Here is a 15,704-nt window from a genome sequence, read left to right as displayed (position 1 = left end):
TCATGTCCCCTCCCCTGCAACACATCCACACTTCCTCCAAGCCGCCGGCCTCCGCCGATGTCGTCGTGATCGGCGGCGGCATCATCGGCGTCTTTACCGCCTACTACCTGGCCAAGCGCGGCGTGTCGGTCGCCCTGGTCGAAAAGGGAAGGATCGGCGCCGAGCAATCGAGCCGCAACTGGGGCTGGTGCCGGCAGCAGAACCGCGATGCTCGCGAACTGCCGTTAGCGAGCAAGAGCCTCGACCTGTGGGAACAATTTGCCGCCGAGAGCGGCGAAGACACCGGTTTTCATCGCTGCGGGCTGTTGTATCTCAGCAATGACGAGGCCGAGATTTCCCGCTGGGCCAGCTGGCGCGATTTTGCGAGAACCGCAGGCGTGACGACCCACATGCTGAGTGGCCGCGAGGCCGCCGAGCGGGGCCGTGCGACCGGCCGCGCCTGGAAGGGCGGCGTCTTCTCGCCCAGCGATGGCACCGCCGATCCCGGCAAGGCCGCACCGGCCGTGGCCGCTGCGCTCATCAAGCTCGGTGGCAGCGTCCACCAGAATTGCGCGGCCCGCGGCATCGAGACGGAAGGCGGACGGGTCAGCGGCGTCATCACGGAAGCCGGGGTCATCAAGACCCGAACGGCCGTGCTGGCCGGCGGCGCCTGGGCATCCTCGTTCTGCCGCCAGTTGGGCATTCGTTTTCCGCAGGCCTCGATCCGCCAGTCCATCCTGAGCGTCTCCCCTGTGGAGCAGCGCCTGCCGGATGCCGTGGTGAGCGCGGGCGTGTCCGCCACGCGCCGCAACGACGGACGCTATGCACTGGCCATCAGCGGCCGCGCGCGCGTGGATCCGACAGGGCAGTTCATGCGCTTCGCTCCGCAATTCGTGCCCATGTTCGCCAAGCGCTGGCGCAACCTTCGTCCGGGCGGCCTCGAAGGCATGCGTGGCGGCCATGAAACGCTCGCGCGCTGGCGGCTCGATGCGCCGACGCCGATGGAGCGGGTGCGCATCCTCGATCCGAAGCCCGATTTGCCCACGGTCAGGGAGACCCGCCGCCGCGCCGTCGAACTGCTGCCCCAACTTCGCGATGCCAGGATGACGCACGCCTGGGCAGGCTATATCGACAGCACGCCGGACGGTGTTCCCGGCATCGGCGAGGTGCCGTCCCTGCCGGGCTTCATCCTGGCCGCGGGCTTTTCCGGACACGGCTTTGGCATCGGCCCTGGTGCCGGCCACCTGATCGCGGACCTTGCCAGCGGCGCCGAACCGATCGTCGATCCCGTGCCGTACCGGCCGGAGCGCTTCAGCAACTCGGCATGGGGCAAAGTCGCAGATTTCTAGGCTGCAGCACCCATGCTTTCGAGCGATGTGATCGTGATTGGCGGCGGCTTGGTCGGCACGGCAGTGGCCTACGGGCTGGGCCAGCTTGGCAAGAACGTCACGGTACTGGATGAAGGCGACGATGCGTTTCGCGCTTCACGGGGAAACTTCGGCTTGATCTGGGTTCACGGCAAGGGCCGCGGCGTCCCCCACTATGCCCGCTGGAGCCGGGAGTCCGCCCGCCTGTGGCCCGCGCTGGCAGCCCAGCTCCAGGAGCAAACCGGTATCGATGTCCAGGCCAGACAGCCGGGCGCCTTCTCCCTGTGCTTTTCCGAGGCCGAACTCGAGGCGCGCAGCGAGCGGCTTGCCGCTGTGCGCGACGAGGTGGGCGGCGACTACCCCTACGAGATCCTGGACCGCGCCGCTCTACTGCAGCGATTGCCCCACGTCGGGCCGAAGGTGGTCGGCGCCAGCTACTCGCCGATGGACGGCCATGTCAATCCGCTCAAGCTGCTGCGCGCCCTGCATACCGCGTGCAACCAGCGGGGCGTGACGCTGAAGACAGGCCACGGGGTGGAGCGCATCACGCACTCAGACGGCATGTTCACGGCGCACGTGCGGGGGCAGCAGTTTCGCGCGCCCAAGCTCGTCCTGGCGGCGGGGCTGGGCAATGCGCGCCTGGCCGGTCAGGTCGGCCTCCATGCGCCGGTGCGGCCGAATCGCGGGCAATTGATCGTCACCGAGCGCTGCGAGAAGCTCTTCGACCATCCCACGGGCCATATCCGGCAGACCGACGAGGGCGGCATCCAGATCGGGGAGTCCATGGAAGATGCGGGCTTCGACGACAGCACGACGACCCGCACCCTGGCCGAGCTCGCGCGCCGCGCCGTCGCCAGTTTTCCCATGCTCGGCCAGCTCAATGTGGTCCGGGTATGGGGCGCGTTGCGGGTGATGACGCCCGACGGCTATCCGATCTACCAGGAATCGACATCCTCCCCAGGCGCCTACGTCGTCACGTGCCACAGCGGCGTGACCCTCGCGGCGGCCCACGCCTTTCGCATCGCCCCGTGGATCGACGGCGCAGCCGCGCCCGAGGAGCTGGACGCGTTTCAGGGCGACCGCTTTCCCGCCGCAGACCAGCCGACCGAGCCCCTGGATCACCACCATGCCCACTGAACCGCTCTTTCGCCCGATCTCGGCCGGCGCCGAGCCCTTCATCGATGTCGAGTTCGACGGTCGCCGGCTTGTAGTATTGGGCCAGCGCTCGGTGGCTGCCGCCTTGCTGGCGGCCGGTGTGTCGCGCTTTCGCTCCACGCCCGTGTCGGGTGCGCCGCGTGCTCCCTACTGCATGATGGGCGTTTGCTTCGAGTGCCTGCTGGAAATCGACGGCGTGGCGAACCGCCAAGCCTGCCTTGTCACGGTCCAGCCCGGCATGAAGATCCGCTCGCAGGAAGGCGCGCGCCGTGCTGTGTGATCCGGTGGATGTCGCGGTAGACGTTGCCGTGGTGGGCGCGGGTCCGGCGGGCCTCGCAGCGGCCGCCACTGCGGCCGAACTGGGGCTGTCGGTCGCGCTGCTCGACGAGCAGGCGCATCCGGGAGGCCAGATCTACCGCGACGTCACGCGGGCCGGTGTCGATCGGCTGCAGGTGCTGGGGGACGACTACACCGCAGGCCGAGCCCTGGTGGAGCGCTTCTCGCAATCGACGGCGCGGCACGTCGGCGGCGCGGCCGTCTGGAACATCTCCCGCGATCGCGTCATTCACTACTTGAAGGAGGGGCGATCCCACGCCATCACGGCCGGCCAGGTCATCCTGTGCACCGGCGCGATGGAGCGGCCATTTCCGATTCCTGGCTGGACGCTGCCCGGCGTGATGACGGCCGGGGCTGCGCAAATCCTTCTCAAGAGCGCCGGCGTGGCACCGTCGCAGCCGGTCGTGCTGGCCGGCTGCGGACCGTTGCTGTACCTGCTGGCCTGGCAGTACCTGCGGGCCGGTGTGCGCATCGGCGCCATCGTGGACACCACGCGGCGCGGCGACCACCTCCGGGCCCTGCCCCATCTCGGCGGCGCCCTGGCGGGATGGCGCGACCTGAGGAAAGGCCTGGGCCTGATCCGCAGCATCCGCGACGCCGGCATCCCCCATCACCGTGCCGCAACCGACCTCGCCGTGGAAGGCAGCGCACGAGCCACGGCCCTGCGCTTTCGTGTTGGAGCCACGTCGCACCGCGTGCAGTCCGATCTCATCCTGCTGCACCAGGGCGTGGTGCCGAACAACCAGATCACGGCGTCGCTGCGCCTGACGCACCGTTGGGACGACCAGCAGCTGTGCTGGGTGCCGGCGGCCGATGCCTGGGGCCGCCTCGAGCTGGACGGCTTCCTGATCGCCGGGGATGGGCGGGGCATCGCCGGCGGCTTGGCAGCGGCTTTGCAAGGGCAGCTCGCCGGCCTGGCCGCGGCGCACGACGCCGGGCGCTTGTCCGAACTCGAACGCGACCGCCAGGCCGAGCCGCTGCGATCGGCGCTTCGCCGCCAGCTGCACATCCGCCCTTTCCTCGATGTGCTCTACCGCCCCAAGATCCAGCATCGCGTGCCGGCCGACGACGTGATCGCCTGTCGCTGCGAGGAAGTCTCGGCCGGCGAACTGCGCCGATCGGTTGCCCTCGGCTGCCAGGGGCCGAGCCAGGGCAAAGCCTTCACGCGCTGCGGCATGGGCCCCTGCCAGGGCCGCCTTTGCGGCCTCACCGCCACCGAGGTCATCGCGCATGAGCGCGGAGTCTCTCCCGCCGAGGTCGGCCACTACCGGATCCGCCCTCCCATCAAGCCGATCACGCTCGAAGAGCTGGCCGCACTTTGAACCACCGAAGGGTTTCCATGATCCGGCGCATTGCCTTCATCCATACGGTCGCGATGCTGGTCGAGCGCTTCCGTCCGCGCTTCCAGTCGGAGCTGCCAGACGCAGACTGCTTTCACATGCTGGACGAAAGTGTCCTGCAGGATCTGATCCGGCAAGGCCCTTCAAGCGGCATCACGCGCCGCATCGTCACGCTCGCACAAGTGGCGGCCGATGCGGGTACCGAGCTGATCGTTTTCACGTGCTCGTCGACATCGCCGGCCATCGATGCCGCGCGCCAGACGGTGAGTGTGCCGATCCTCAAGATCGACGACCCCCTCTACGCCCGCGTGGCAAGCGCGCCGGGCCGCGTCGGCCTGATCTGCACGGCCTCGTCGACGGTCGCACCGAGCCGGGCACTGCTGGCTGCGCACGCGCAGAGCGCCGGCCGGGATATTCCGGCGGAGAGCGTCCTGTGCGCGGCGGCATTCGACGCCCTGGCCGATAACCGGCGTGACCTGCACGATCGCCTCGTGTGCGAGGCTGCGGCAGAGTTGGCCCCACGCGTCGATCGCATCGTCCTGGCGCAAGCCTCGTTGGCGCACCTGGTCGAACCGCTCGCCGACCAACTGGGGCTGCCGGTATTCGCGAGTCCGGAACTGTTGGTGCAGGAGGTGGTCGCCCGGGTGCGGGATTCGACCTGATGTTGGGCAGCGAGCCATGCGTGCGGCTCAAAAATCAGTCATCCGACAACGGAGCAGCCACGCGGTCCAGCGCTTCGACTGCATCCGCCGGCAACTCCAGCTTTCCCGCGGCCAGGTTTTCGCGCAAATGCCCGACCGACGATGTGCCGGGAATCAGCAGGATGTTGGGCGACCGGCGCAGCAGCCAGGCCAGTGCCACTTGCATCGGTGTGGCGCCGAGGCGCTGCGCAACGTCGGAAAGTCCGGAGGACTGCAGCGGGGTGAAACCGCCGAGCGGGGAAAAAGGAACGTACGGAATACCGTCGCGTGCCAGTTCATCGATCAGCGCGTCGTCGTTGCGATGCACGAGGTTGTATTGGTTCTGCACGCAGGCAATGCGGCAGATGCCGCGCCCCTGCGCGACCTGTGCGGGCGTCACGTTGCTCAGGCCGATGTGGCGCACGAGGCCCTGGCGCTGCAGGTCGGCCAACGCCGTCAGCGGTGCCTCGATCGACCCCTCGGCCGGACCATGCACGTCGAACATGACACGCAGGTTCACGACCTCCAGCACGTCGAGGCCCAGGTTGCGCAGGTTGTCGTGCACCGCCTGTGTCAGCTCCCCGGTCGAGAACGCCGGCAGCCAACCGCCGGTGTCGGTCCGCCGCGCCCCGATCTTGGTGACGATGACAAGGTCCTTCGCGTAGGGCGAGAGTGCCTCGCGGATGATCTGGTTGGTGATGTGCCGGCCGTAGAAGTCGCTGGTGTCGACGTGATCGACACCGCTGGCGACCGCTTCGCGCAGCACGGCCAGCGCCGCCTCGCGCTCCTTGGGCGGCCCGAACACGCCAGGGCCGGCGAGCTGCATGGCACCGTAGCCGAGCCGATGGACCGTGCGGTCGCCAAGGGTGGCGGCCGCGCTATCCCGTTTGATCGACCGACGACGCGCAGGTGCAGCTCGGGGTGCGATTCGTGAATCCAGCAACGCAGCGATTCGCGTACCGGATAGCCCAACGCCTTGATGGTGAATGCAATGCAGCGTCCATGATCCCTTCAACGCATTCTTGGTCGGGTAACCCAGCTGACGAATGGTCGCCCTGACGCATTCGCCGAGCTCGGCGCTAGAACGATCTGCAGTCGCAAAGAGGATCACCGGCGCTAGGCGGTCGACAAGAGGCCTGCAGCGATGAATCCGCCATCCACGCTGATGATCTGCCCGTTCACATAGGACGACGATTCTTCGTCGAGCAAGAATCCGACGGTGTTGGCGATCTCCTTGGGATTGCCGTACCGCTTCATTGGAACTTGCTGCTCCCACAGCACCTTGCCTGCGTCGCCGTGAGCCGCAGCGGCGAGTGGCGTCTCGATCGGCCCGGGGCACACGCAATTCACGCGGATGCGGTGACGCGCAAGCTCGTTCGACATCACCTGTGTGAGGTTCACCAACGCCGCCTTGGTGGCGCCATAAGCCGATCGCCCCTTGTTGCCGATCAAACCCGATACCGATGAAATGTGGACGATGCTGCCGCCACCCGTGCCAGTCATTCGCTTGGCAACTTCCCGGCTGATCGCGAACGTGCCGATCAGGTTCACTTCGAGCATGTCGCGAAGGGTCTTGGAAGTCGTCTCGAAGAAAGGAATGTCGGCCCCAAAGCCGGCACTGTTGACCAGGCCTGAAATCGCCGTGCTTGCCGGGATGCGCGACGAGATCACCTGCAGCATCGCCTCTTCATCGGTGACGTCGAGCACCGCAAAGGCAGCAGAGTCCGTGTACTCCTTCAGTGCAGCTCTCGCGCTGTCGAGGTTGGCTTCGGAATGGTCCAGGACGAGCACCGAGCGGCCGCGGCCGAGGAGCCAGGCGGCCGTGGCCAGGCCGATGCCGGAGGCGCCGCCAGTGACAATAGTGACCGCAGCGTTGTTCATCATTTTTTATTCCACGGGTTGGTGAAGGATGTCGGCTCGATGACGAGCTCGAATGTGACGAGAACGGGGTTGTCGCCCCGCTGAAGGCGGCCTTCACTCAGGCCACCAAGGTGATCGACCAAGGCGACGTCGATCTGCGCTTCGAGCTCGTTTGCAGCGTTCGCGCTGACTTTTCCTTCGCGAATGAATACCTCGGTCACGAAGGGCTCGACCACTCGACCATCGTCGAAGCTCGCCCCTATCAGGCTTCCCACCCCGCCGCGGATCTGCGCGTTGCTGATCCCACGCGCGCGGCACTCCTGCTCCAGCGCCGTGCACAAGTCTTCGTTGGCTCGAACCGCGAGCGCGAACGCGCCCTTGCTGTAGCTTGCGCCCTCGCCCGTCGCCTTCGGCTCGAACAGCGAGAAGGCTGTCTCCGGACTCGGGGTGACCTCGAACGCCGCGCCTTTCAGGAACCACATCGATGCCTCTACTGGCTCGGCAATCAACGCCTCGTTGGGAACCACATGCCCGCCCAGGCGATGGCCCGCCGCGTCGCGCCAGATGCCATGGCAGTGCAACCACGGCTGCTGGTCGCGCCGACCGATCGTGACGCCGGCCGATTCCAGCCGGACGAGGCCCTTCGGTTCATGTCGGCCGCTGAAGTACACGGCATGCGCAGGCGTCGGCGACAGGGCCGGCATGTAGTAGACGAAGGGGTCGAAGCCGCCGCCGTGAAGCGTGGCGACGGCACTGGACACGCCGAATCGATCCAGCATGGCAGCCAAGGCATCGATCAGCGTCGCACCCGGCGCCAGTGCTACGCGGGCGTGCGCCAACCCGCAGTCGACGGAGAGCCGCCGCTGGGCGTGAACCGGGCCCGGGTGTTCAATGCGTCGCATGGCGGTTCACCGCTTCCTCAAGCTCCACGGCAACTCCGCGGCGGGCTAATTCATCCTTCACCATGCGTTTTGGAACCTTCCCGTAGCCCGATCTGGGAAGGGCCGCCCAGAAGTACACCTGCTTGGGCAGCTTGTAGCGGGCGATGCGGGTCGACATCCAGTCAAGAAGTTCCTTTTCGCTCAGCAAAGAGCCTTCCTTGCGTACGCAAACCGCGACGCCAATCTCTCCCCACTGCGCATCTGGCAGACCGAGCACCGCCACTTCGGTGATGTCGTCGTGCAGGAGAATTTTTTCTTCGATCTCTCGGGGATAAATGTTCGAGCCTCCGGAGATATACATGTCCGAGGAGCGTCCTGTAAGGAACACGAAGCCGTCCTTGTTCATGTGCCCCATGTCACCCGTGCGAAACCAGCCATCGCGGAACGCCTTGGCGTTCGCCTCGGGGTTGTTGTAGTAACCGACGAACACGGCAGGACCGATCACGCACACCTCGCCGGTCTGGCCGAAGGGCAGTTCGTTGCCGTCGTCATCCTGGATCGACACTTCCATGCCGGTGCGCTCATAGCCGCAGGTGGCACCGCGTGCGCCTGCAGTCTCGCCTTCATGCTCACCCGGAGGCAGGACGGTGATGTTGCCTGTCACTTCCCCGAGTCCGTAGTACTGAACAAGCACCGGACCCAGTTTCTTCAGTGCGCGCCGCTTGTCCGCTTCGTACATCGGTGCGCCTGCATAGACCACGTACCGCAAGCTGAAGTGATCCCACTCGTCCACGCTGGGATGCTCGACCATCATCTTGAGGATGGTGGGCACGGTGAACAGATTGGTCAGGTGATGCTTCTCGATGAGCTCGTAAGCCTGGCCAATGTCGAACCGGTCCGAAGGCAGAAGCACGGTCTTGGCTCCGCGCGCGACCATGTTCAGCTGGTGCACGCCCGCGCCGTGCGAGAGCGGGGCAACAACAAGCGATCCATCCTCGCAAGTGGTCCCCGGAAGCAGGTCCGCCAGATGGTTGTTGACCACGAACGCCAGCTGCCCATGCGTGAGCACGGCTGCCTTGGGCTTGCCCGTCGTGCCGGAGGTGAAGAGAAACCAGCAAGGGCTGTCTTGCTCGACCGGCGCATTGGGCGCCGTCTTCCCGAGGCATGCAGCGATGAGATCACCCACACGAGGATGTTCGGCGTCGCGCCAGCTCTTTGCGCCTTCGAGCCAGACCACGTCTGTGTCGGGGAGTGCTTCGCAGACTGCGGCCGCGTATTCGGGGAAATCGGTCTGGCACAGAAAGGTGCGACTTTGCGAAACCCTCGCCATGTACACGACCTCTTCGGGCGTGATGCGGAAATTCGTCGGGACCCAGACGGCCCCGAGCCTGAAGGTCGCAAACATCGACTCGAACATCTCGTTGCTGTTCTTCGAGTGGACCAGCACCTTGTCGCCGGGGCGGACGCCCCGCTCGGCGAGTGCCGCAGCGAATGCAGAAACCCGTGCATCGAACTGTTCCCACGTCCACGATGCGTCGCCCCAGACAAGCGCAATGTGCTCGGGCAGCCGCCTGGCGTTCTGCGTCGCCCAATGGGCCAGGTTCATCACCCTGCGGGAGGCTGCTGGAATCGTTGGCGCCGTGGCAGTCACTTCGTGCGCTCCAGAATCGATACGTAGTTGGTGACCGCGGCGCCGCCCATGTTGAAGACACCGGCGAGCTTCGCACCGGGAATCTGCATGTCGCCCGCCTCGCCCATCAGCTGCATGGTCGCCATCACATGCATGGACACGCCGGTGGCGCCGAGCGGGTGCCCCTTCGCCTTCAGGCCGCCGGATGCATTGACCGGCAAGCGTCCATCCTTGCGCGTGATGCCTTCGCGCGCGACCTTCCAGCCTTCACCCGGTGCGGCCAGGCCCATGGCCTCGTACTCGAGCATCTCGGCGATCGTGAAGCAGTCGTGCGTTTCCACCAAGCTGAGATCGTCGAGCGAGACACCGGCGATTTCGCGCGCCTGGGTCCATGCACGCCGCGCGCCCTCAAAGGCGATCGGGTCGCGCCTTGACAGCGGCATCATGTCGTTCACCTGCGTCCTCGCGCGAAAGCGGATCGCGCGAACCATCGCTGCAGCGGTTTCTTCGTCTGCAAGCACGACCGCCGCAGCGCCGTCTGACACCAGCGAGCAATCCGTTCGCCGCAACGGGCCAGCGACCAATGGATTCTTGTCCGACACGTTGTTGCAGAAGTCGAAGCCGACGTCCTTGCGGAAGTGCGCGAACGGATTGCTGACGCCGTTCGCGTGGTTCTTCGCCGCGATCATGGCCATCTCTTCGCTGTGATTGCCGTAGCGCTCGAAGTAGGCGGAGGCGATCTGGCCGAAGATGCCCGCAAAACCTTCAGGGCTCTCTTCCTCGCGCCGGTAGCAGCCGCTCAGCAGGATGTCGGGGATCATTCGCGACGGCACGGCCGTCATTTTTTCGGCGCCGATGGCGAGCGCGATGCGACCGCGTCCACTCTCGATGAAGTCCAGCGCGCTGTAGATCGCAGCGGAGCCGGTCGCGCAGGCATTCTCGAGATGGGTCGACGGCGTAAAGCGCAAGCCGGGAACACCGAGGGACACGAGTCCGCCTTCGAAGCCTTGCGGGGTGAGTCCGTTGTTGAAAACGCCGACGGTGACGGCGTCTACATCCTCCGGTTCCACCTGCGCATGCGCAAGGGCGGCACCCGATACACGGGCAATCAAAGACTCGACGTCGGGATCGTCGAGTTTGCCGAAAGGGGTGTGGGCCCAACCCACGATCACAGCGCGCTTGGTCATGAAACTTGTCTCCTTCAATAACGGAATTTCTGCGGCCTGAAGACCGCGGGTGATGAACCGGTCCGGGTTGCCACCCGGACTCAGGATGGTTGGATGACGCCGCAGAGGCGCTGCTCGAGCAAGGTCTTTTCGTTGATCAACATCGCCGCAAGCTCCTCGACACGGCCGCCAGTGAATCGGCTTTCGACACCGGCGATGGTGAGTGCCGCATGGGTATGGCTTCGCGGGTCGCGTAACGCCACGGCAATCCCCCACGAGCCTTTGATGACGTAGCCTGAATTGAGCGCGTAGCCGTTCGCTCGGGTCTCGGCAATCAGGCGGCGCAGCGCGTCCGCCGGATGGCCGGGATAGTCCGCGACCAACCGGTCCGCATTCACGGCGAGCATCTCAGCGATTTCGTCGTCGCTCAACGCCGCAATGAACGCGAGTCCAGCGGCACCTGCGCCGACCGGATGGCGGTCTCCGGGCTGAAGCACGTGCGAGCGCAGAGGAAAGGAGCCCTCCTCGCGCGAGAGGCACACCCACTCCGTGCCGCGCTGGACGCTCAACAAGGCGGCATCGCCCGAGAGGGCTGCAAGCCTGGCCAGACTGTCCGCCGCGAGCCGATGAATCCCGAAACGCTCTGCCGCGATGACCCCGAAGGCATAGGTCTCGGGACCCAAGTGGTATCGACGGTTTTCGAGGTCTTGTTCGACCATTCCGTTGTCGATCAACGAAACGAGCAACCGTCGCGTGGTGGGTTTCGTCAGGCCCGCCAGACGCACGAGGTCTGACAGCGCCAGTCCTGTGCCGCGCGCCGCCGAAATCAGCCGGACCAGATGGATCGCGCGGTCGAGCGTCTGGCTTGCGGAGGCCGCACCGCGTTCAGCATCGCCTCGATCGTTGTCGTCAGTCATGGCTTGGCTTGTCTCCAAGTAAGGGTCCCTATGTTGGACCTTCGATTCTCGATGTCGGTCCAAATAATGGACCGTATTAACCCTGCCCAATGCATCTAGCTGCCCGCTATCGCATTGACCGTCAAAGTGTACGAGGCTCTAATTTGGTTCGCAATTGTTTTATTAGTGGTCCGCATATTGGACCTTCAAATCGGAGACATTCATGATCGATCGTCGGCATTTCGTAAAGGGCATTTCTGCGGCATGTGTCGCGTCTTCCGGGTTGGCGCTCTTGCGCAATGCGAACGCGGCTGAATTCAGCTACCGCATCGCGCACTCGGCGCCGGCCACGCACCCCCTGCACCTGCGCCTGACCGAGGCCTCAGAGCGCATCAAGGTCGACACCAAGGGGCGTTTCGATCTGCAGGTGTTCCCCGCCGACCAGCTCGGCTCCCAATCGGATGTGCTGGGACAGGTGCGATCCGGCGCGGTCGACTTCTTCATGCTGTCAGGCGTCGTCCTTTCGACCTTCGTGCCGAATTCGGCCATCAGTGGCCTGGGATTCGCATTCAAGGACTACGACACGGTCTGGAAGGCCATGGACGGCGGCCTCGGCGCATTCATCCGGGGCGAGATCGCGAAGAGCAGATCCATCTTTGCCTTCGAGAAGATCTGGGACAACGGCTTCAGGCAGATCACCACCGCCACGCGGCCGGTGAACGGCCCGGTGGATCTGCAGGGCGTCAAGATTCGCGTGCCGCCGTCAGCCATGTGGACGTCGCTGTTCAAGGCCCTCGGTGCCTCGCCGACCACCATCAACGCCAACGAGCTGTACTCGTCGTTGCAGACCAAGATCGTGGACGCGCAAGAAAATCCCTTGGCGGTTCTGTCGACGTTCAAGCTCTATGAGGTGCAGAAGTTCTGTTCGCTGACCAACCACATGTGGGATGGCTTCTGGCTGCTCGGCAATCGCGCAGCCTTCGACGCCCTGCCCAAGGATGTTCAGGCCGTCCTGACCAAGCATCTGAATGCAGGCGCCATGGCAGAGCGCGAGGACCTGGTGAAGCTCAACACAAGCCTGCGCGAGGACCTGACGAAGAAGGGTTTGCAGTTCGCGACGCCCAAGCCCTCAGAGTTCCAGGACAAGCTCCGGGCCGCGGGCTTCTACAAGGAGTGGCAAGGCAAGTTCCCCGCGGCCGGCTGGGCGCAACTTGAAGCAGCGGTCGGAGCGCTGTGAGCGTGAACGTCATAAAGGCCATTCCGCCTGTGCCCACGGCCGTTGTGGATGGGCCCTTGCACATGGCCGAACGCGCCCTGTTCCGCCTGGTTGCAACGGTCAGCGCGCTGCTGCTCACGGCAATCATTGCGCTGCTGTTTGCCGGCGTTGTGTCGCGCTACGTCTTTCACGTGCCGATCATCTGGTCGGACGAGCTCTGCTCCATCCTGTTCCTGTGGCTCGCCATGCTGGGTGCGTCGCTCGCGACCCGGCAGGCTTCACACATGCGCATGACGGCGTTGGTGTCGATGCTGGGCGAGCGATGGTGCAGTTTCTTCGCATCGCTTTCGCTGGCGACAGGGCTGGCCTTTCTTCTTCTGGTTCTGGGCCCCGCGTACCACTACGCCAGCGAAGAAGCCTTCGTCACCTCGTCCGCGCTTGAAGTCTCCAATGCCTGGCGCGCGTCTGCGATCCCGCTCGGCGTCGCGCTGATGATCTGCTTCAGCCTCTTCCGTTTGATCGAGATCGTCAAGGACAAACAGGCCGTGGCGGCGATCGCCCTGGTCGGCCTCGCGGTGCTTGTGTTCTGGCTGTTCGGCTCGAACCTGAAAGGCGCGGGCTACATCAACCTGGTGATCTTCTTCGTGGGCGTGGTTTCGGTCGCCGTGTTCGCGGGGGTTCCGATCGCCTTTGCGTTCGCGCTGGCGACCTTCGGCTATCTCGCCCTGACGACGCGCGTCCCGATGCTGACGCTTGTCGGCCGAATGGACGAGGGCATGTCGCACCTCATGCTGCTCGCCGTGCCCACCTTCATTTTCCTGGGGCAACTTCTGGAGATGACCGGCATGGCGCGGGCCATGATCCAGTGCCTCGCCAGCCTGCTCGGGCATGTTCGCGGCGGCCTGTCGTACGTGCTGGTCGGCGCGATGTATCTGGTCTCCGGCATCTCGGGCTCGAAGGCGGCGGACATGGCGGCCATCGCGCCGGCCTTGTTCCCGGAAATGATCAAGCGCGGCGCCAAACCAGGCGAACTGGTCGCGCTACTTTCCGCGACTGGCGCACAGACCGAGACCGTGCCGCCTTCGATCGTGCTCATCACTGTCGGCTCGGTCGCGAGCGTGTCAATCGCGGCACTTTTCACCGGGGGATTGCTGCCAGCGCTGGTTCTCGGGATTTTTCTGTGCGTCGTCGTAGGCTACCGCTATCGCAAGGAAGATCTTTCCGGCGTGGCGCGCGCTTCAAGGAAGGACGTGCTGAAGCTGTCGCTTGTGGCTGCGCCCGCGATCGCCCTTCCCTTTGTGATTCGCGCCGCAGTGGTCGAAGGCGTGGCGACAGCCACGGAGGTCTCGACCATCGGCATCCTCTATTCGATCTTCGTGGGCCTTGCGTTGTATCGCGAATTCGACTGGCGACGACTCGGCCCGATGCTGGTGGAGACCGTCATTCTTTCGGGTGCGATTCTTCTCATCATCGGCGCCGCATCGGCGATGGCATGGGCGTTGACGCAATCCGGATTCTCCAGGGAGTTGGCCGAATTCATGAAAGGACTTCCGGGCGGGAAGAACACATTCATGGTGGTCTCCATCCTCGCCTTCATCGTCCTGGGAAGCGTGCTCGAGGGCATTCCTGCGATCGTGTTGTTCGGACCGCTGCTGTTTCCCATCGCGCGCGCGCTGGGCATCCACGAAGTTCACTACGCCATGGTGGTCGTTCTGAGCATGGGCCTCGGCCTCTTTGCACCGCCGTTCGGCGTGGGCTACTACTCCGCATGCGCGATCGGGAACGTCGATCCCGACAAGGGCATCCGGCCGATCTGGGGCTACATGCTTGCCTTGTTACTCGGCCTGGTTCTGGTCGCCGTGTTCCCCTGGCTTTCCATTGGTTTCCTGAAGGACTGAACATGACTGATCGTCTGAACGGCAAGGTTGCCATCGTTTTCGGGGCCGGCGGCCCTGCCGGGGAATGGAGCAACGGAAAGGCTGCAGCCGTGGCCTACGCGCGCGAAGGTGCGATGGTGGTGGCCATCGACCGCATCCGGGAGGCCGCCGACGAAACGGCGCAGGTCATCCGAAGCGAAAGAGGCAAGGCGCTGGCGCTGACCGCCGATGTCACCAACACTGAGTCGGTCGACCTGGCCATCAAGGCCACCATTCAGGCGTTTGGCCGGATCGACATCCTTCACAACAATGTGGGAGTCGTCATCCCTGGCGGTCCGCTGGAGACCGACGATGCCATGTTCCAGCGAAGCATGGACCTGAACGTCGGCTCGCTGCATCGAACGGTTCGCGCAGTACTTCCGCACTTCCTCGCACAGAGCAGCGGTTCGATCGTGAACATCTCGTCCTTGTCGGCCATCCGGTGGAGCGGGTACTCGTACTTCGGCTACTACGCCTCCAAGGCTGCGGTGAATCACGCGACGGTCGCGATCGCCTTGCAGTACGCCGACAAGGGCATTCGCGCGAACGTGATCATGCCCGGCGTCATCGATACGCCGCTCGTCTACAAGCAGATCGCCGGCCAGTACAAGACGACCGAGGAAATGAAGCTCGCAAGGAGCAACGCAGTGCCCATGAAGCGATGCGGCTCGCCTTGGGACATTGCCAACGCCGCGGTCTTCCTTGCGTCGGACGAAGCGCGCTTCATCACCGGCGTCTGCTTGCCGGTGGACGGCGGCCATTCATGTGGGTTGCCCGGCTTGATCTGAGACAGAGGGTTGCAGACAAACCCTTCGCTGCCACCCACCCACGCCAACGCCTTGTCCGGGTCCTTCATTGGACCCAGGGCATGCACACGCCAAACATTTTTGATCGCCGACGGCGGCATTTGCCAGGAGACGCAGCTGGACTGCAGCCGAACCAACTCCTCCCGTAGCACCCAGAACCAGGACGGTGCCCGAGGACATCGCGGCGATGGCCAAGTACAGCTTCATCGACACCTACAAGGGCGACTACATCACGCGCAACTGGGAAACCATCCGCTCGATCCGCAAGCCGGTGATCGGCGCGGTGGCCGGCTTTGCGCTGGGCGGCGGCTGCGAGCTGGCGATGATGTGCGACTTCATCATCGCGGCCGACAACGCGAAGTTCGGCCAGCCCGAGATCAAGATCGGCGTGATCCCCGGCGCCGGCGGCACGCAGCGCCTGCCGCGCGCGGTGGGCAAGAGCAAGGCCATGGACATGGTGCTCACCGCCCGCATGA

At 64.9% G+C, this 15,704-nt stretch carries 14 protein-coding genes and 2 pseudogenes; 9 read left to right on the top strand and 7 right to left on the bottom strand.

The annotated features are described in order from the left end of the window. The first annotated feature begins 2 nt into the window (after positions 1-2). Genes ASC92_RS24795 through ASC92_RS24775 form a run of 5 tightly spaced genes read left to right on the top strand, consistent with a single transcriptional unit; the run spans position 3 to position 4,839 of the window. Entirely contained in the window at positions 3-1,328 is a 1,326-nt protein-coding gene (locus tag ASC92_RS24795; RefSeq protein ID WP_056521085.1) for an NAD(P)/FAD-dependent oxidoreductase, read from the top strand. A 12-nt stretch (positions 1,329-1,340) separates the two neighbouring features. Continuing rightward, positions 1,341-2,483, top strand: coding sequence for an NAD(P)/FAD-dependent oxidoreductase (locus ASC92_RS24790; protein WP_056521083.1), 1,143 nt, complete (start codon positions 1,341-1,343; stop codon positions 2,481-2,483). Further along, on the top strand, positions 2,473-2,781 hold the full coding sequence (locus ASC92_RS24785; protein ID WP_056521081.1) for a (2Fe-2S)-binding protein: 309 nt from the start codon (positions 2,473-2,475) through the stop codon (positions 2,779-2,781). Before ASC92_RS24790 ends, ASC92_RS24785 begins: the two co-directional genes overlap by 11 nt. Beyond that, entirely contained in the window at positions 2,771-4,159 is a 1,389-nt protein-coding gene (locus ASC92_RS24780; protein WP_235505998.1) for an NAD(P)/FAD-dependent oxidoreductase, read from the top strand. The genes ASC92_RS24785 and ASC92_RS24780 overlap by 11 nt, the downstream gene beginning before the upstream one ends. Positions 4,160-4,176: 17 nt before the next feature. Then, positions 4,177-4,839, top strand: coding sequence for an aspartate/glutamate racemase family protein (locus ASC92_RS24775; RefSeq protein ID WP_056521079.1), 663 nt, complete (start codon positions 4,177-4,179; stop codon positions 4,837-4,839). 34 nt (positions 4,840-4,873) lie between these two features. Here ASC92_RS24775 and ASC92_RS24770 read toward each other — a convergent pair whose 3' ends face one another. From ASC92_RS24770 to ASC92_RS24745, 7 genes and pseudogenes are all read right to left on the bottom strand, one after another. Next, positions 4,874-5,749 carry an aldo/keto reductase family oxidoreductase gene (locus ASC92_RS24770; RefSeq protein WP_056522099.1) on the bottom strand — a complete coding sequence of 292 codons (876 nt, stop codon included), beginning with the start codon at positions 5,747-5,749 and terminating at the stop codon, positions 4,874-4,876. Beyond that, positions 5,743-6,007 (bottom strand): annotated as a pseudogene (locus tag ASC92_RS29500) (hypothetical protein); the annotation flags it as partial. The pseudogene ASC92_RS29500 and the gene ASC92_RS24770, both read right to left, overlap by 7 nt. Then, a complete protein-coding gene (locus ASC92_RS24765; protein ID WP_056521077.1) occupies positions 5,974-6,741 on the bottom strand; it encodes an SDR family NAD(P)-dependent oxidoreductase in 768 nt (255 codons plus the stop codon). The pseudogene ASC92_RS29500 and the gene ASC92_RS24765, both read right to left, overlap by 34 nt. Beyond that, positions 6,738-7,619, bottom strand: a complete 882-nt coding sequence (locus ASC92_RS24760) for a DUF296 domain-containing protein (protein WP_157609127.1) — start codon at positions 7,617-7,619, stop codon at positions 6,738-6,740. The genes ASC92_RS24765 and ASC92_RS24760 overlap by 4 nt, the downstream gene beginning before the upstream one ends. Then, on the bottom strand, positions 7,606-9,249 hold the full coding sequence (locus ASC92_RS24755) for an acyl-CoA synthetase (protein ID WP_268810480.1): 1,644 nt from the start codon (positions 9,247-9,249) through the stop codon (positions 7,606-7,608). The genes ASC92_RS24760 and ASC92_RS24755 overlap by 14 nt, the downstream gene beginning before the upstream one ends. Then, on the bottom strand, positions 9,246-10,415 hold the full coding sequence (locus ASC92_RS24750; protein WP_056521070.1) for an acetyl-CoA acetyltransferase: 1,170 nt from the start codon (positions 10,413-10,415) through the stop codon (positions 9,246-9,248). The genes ASC92_RS24755 and ASC92_RS24750 overlap by 4 nt, the downstream gene beginning before the upstream one ends. Before the next feature lie 80 nt (positions 10,416-10,495). Beyond that, entirely contained in the window at positions 10,496-11,311 is an 816-nt protein-coding gene (locus tag ASC92_RS24745; RefSeq protein WP_056521068.1) for an IclR family transcriptional regulator, read from the bottom strand. Positions 11,312-11,582: 271 nt separating this feature from the next. Between ASC92_RS24745 and ASC92_RS24740 the strand changes: the two genes are divergently transcribed. The 4 genes and pseudogenes from ASC92_RS24740 to ASC92_RS29495 all read left to right on the top strand — a co-directional run. Next, on the top strand, positions 11,583-12,527 hold the full coding sequence (locus tag ASC92_RS24740; RefSeq protein WP_235505995.1) for a TRAP transporter substrate-binding protein: 945 nt from the start codon (positions 11,583-11,585) through the stop codon (positions 12,525-12,527). 62 nt (positions 12,528-12,589) lie between these two features. Then, the gene (locus ASC92_RS24735; protein ID WP_082519741.1) at positions 12,590-14,404 is read left to right on the top strand and encodes a TRAP transporter large permease subunit; all 1,815 of its coding nucleotides are present in this window, start codon (positions 12,590-12,592) and stop codon (positions 14,402-14,404) included. Between the two features lie 89 nt (positions 14,405-14,493). Then, entirely contained in the window at positions 14,494-15,210 is a 717-nt protein-coding gene (locus tag ASC92_RS24730; protein ID WP_414820424.1) for an SDR family NAD(P)-dependent oxidoreductase, read from the top strand. Between the two features lie 193 nt (positions 15,211-15,403). Further along, a pseudogene (locus ASC92_RS29495) lies at positions 15,404-15,704 on the top strand (enoyl-CoA hydratase-related protein); the annotation flags it as partial.

Origin of the sequence: Variovorax sp. Root411 (assembly GCF_001425205.1) — a bacterium.
Lineage (GTDB): Bacteria > Pseudomonadota > Gammaproteobacteria > Burkholderiales > Burkholderiaceae_C > Variovorax.
Note: the sequence above shows the minus strand (reverse complement) of the source record. Positions and strands in the feature narration are given on the sequence as shown.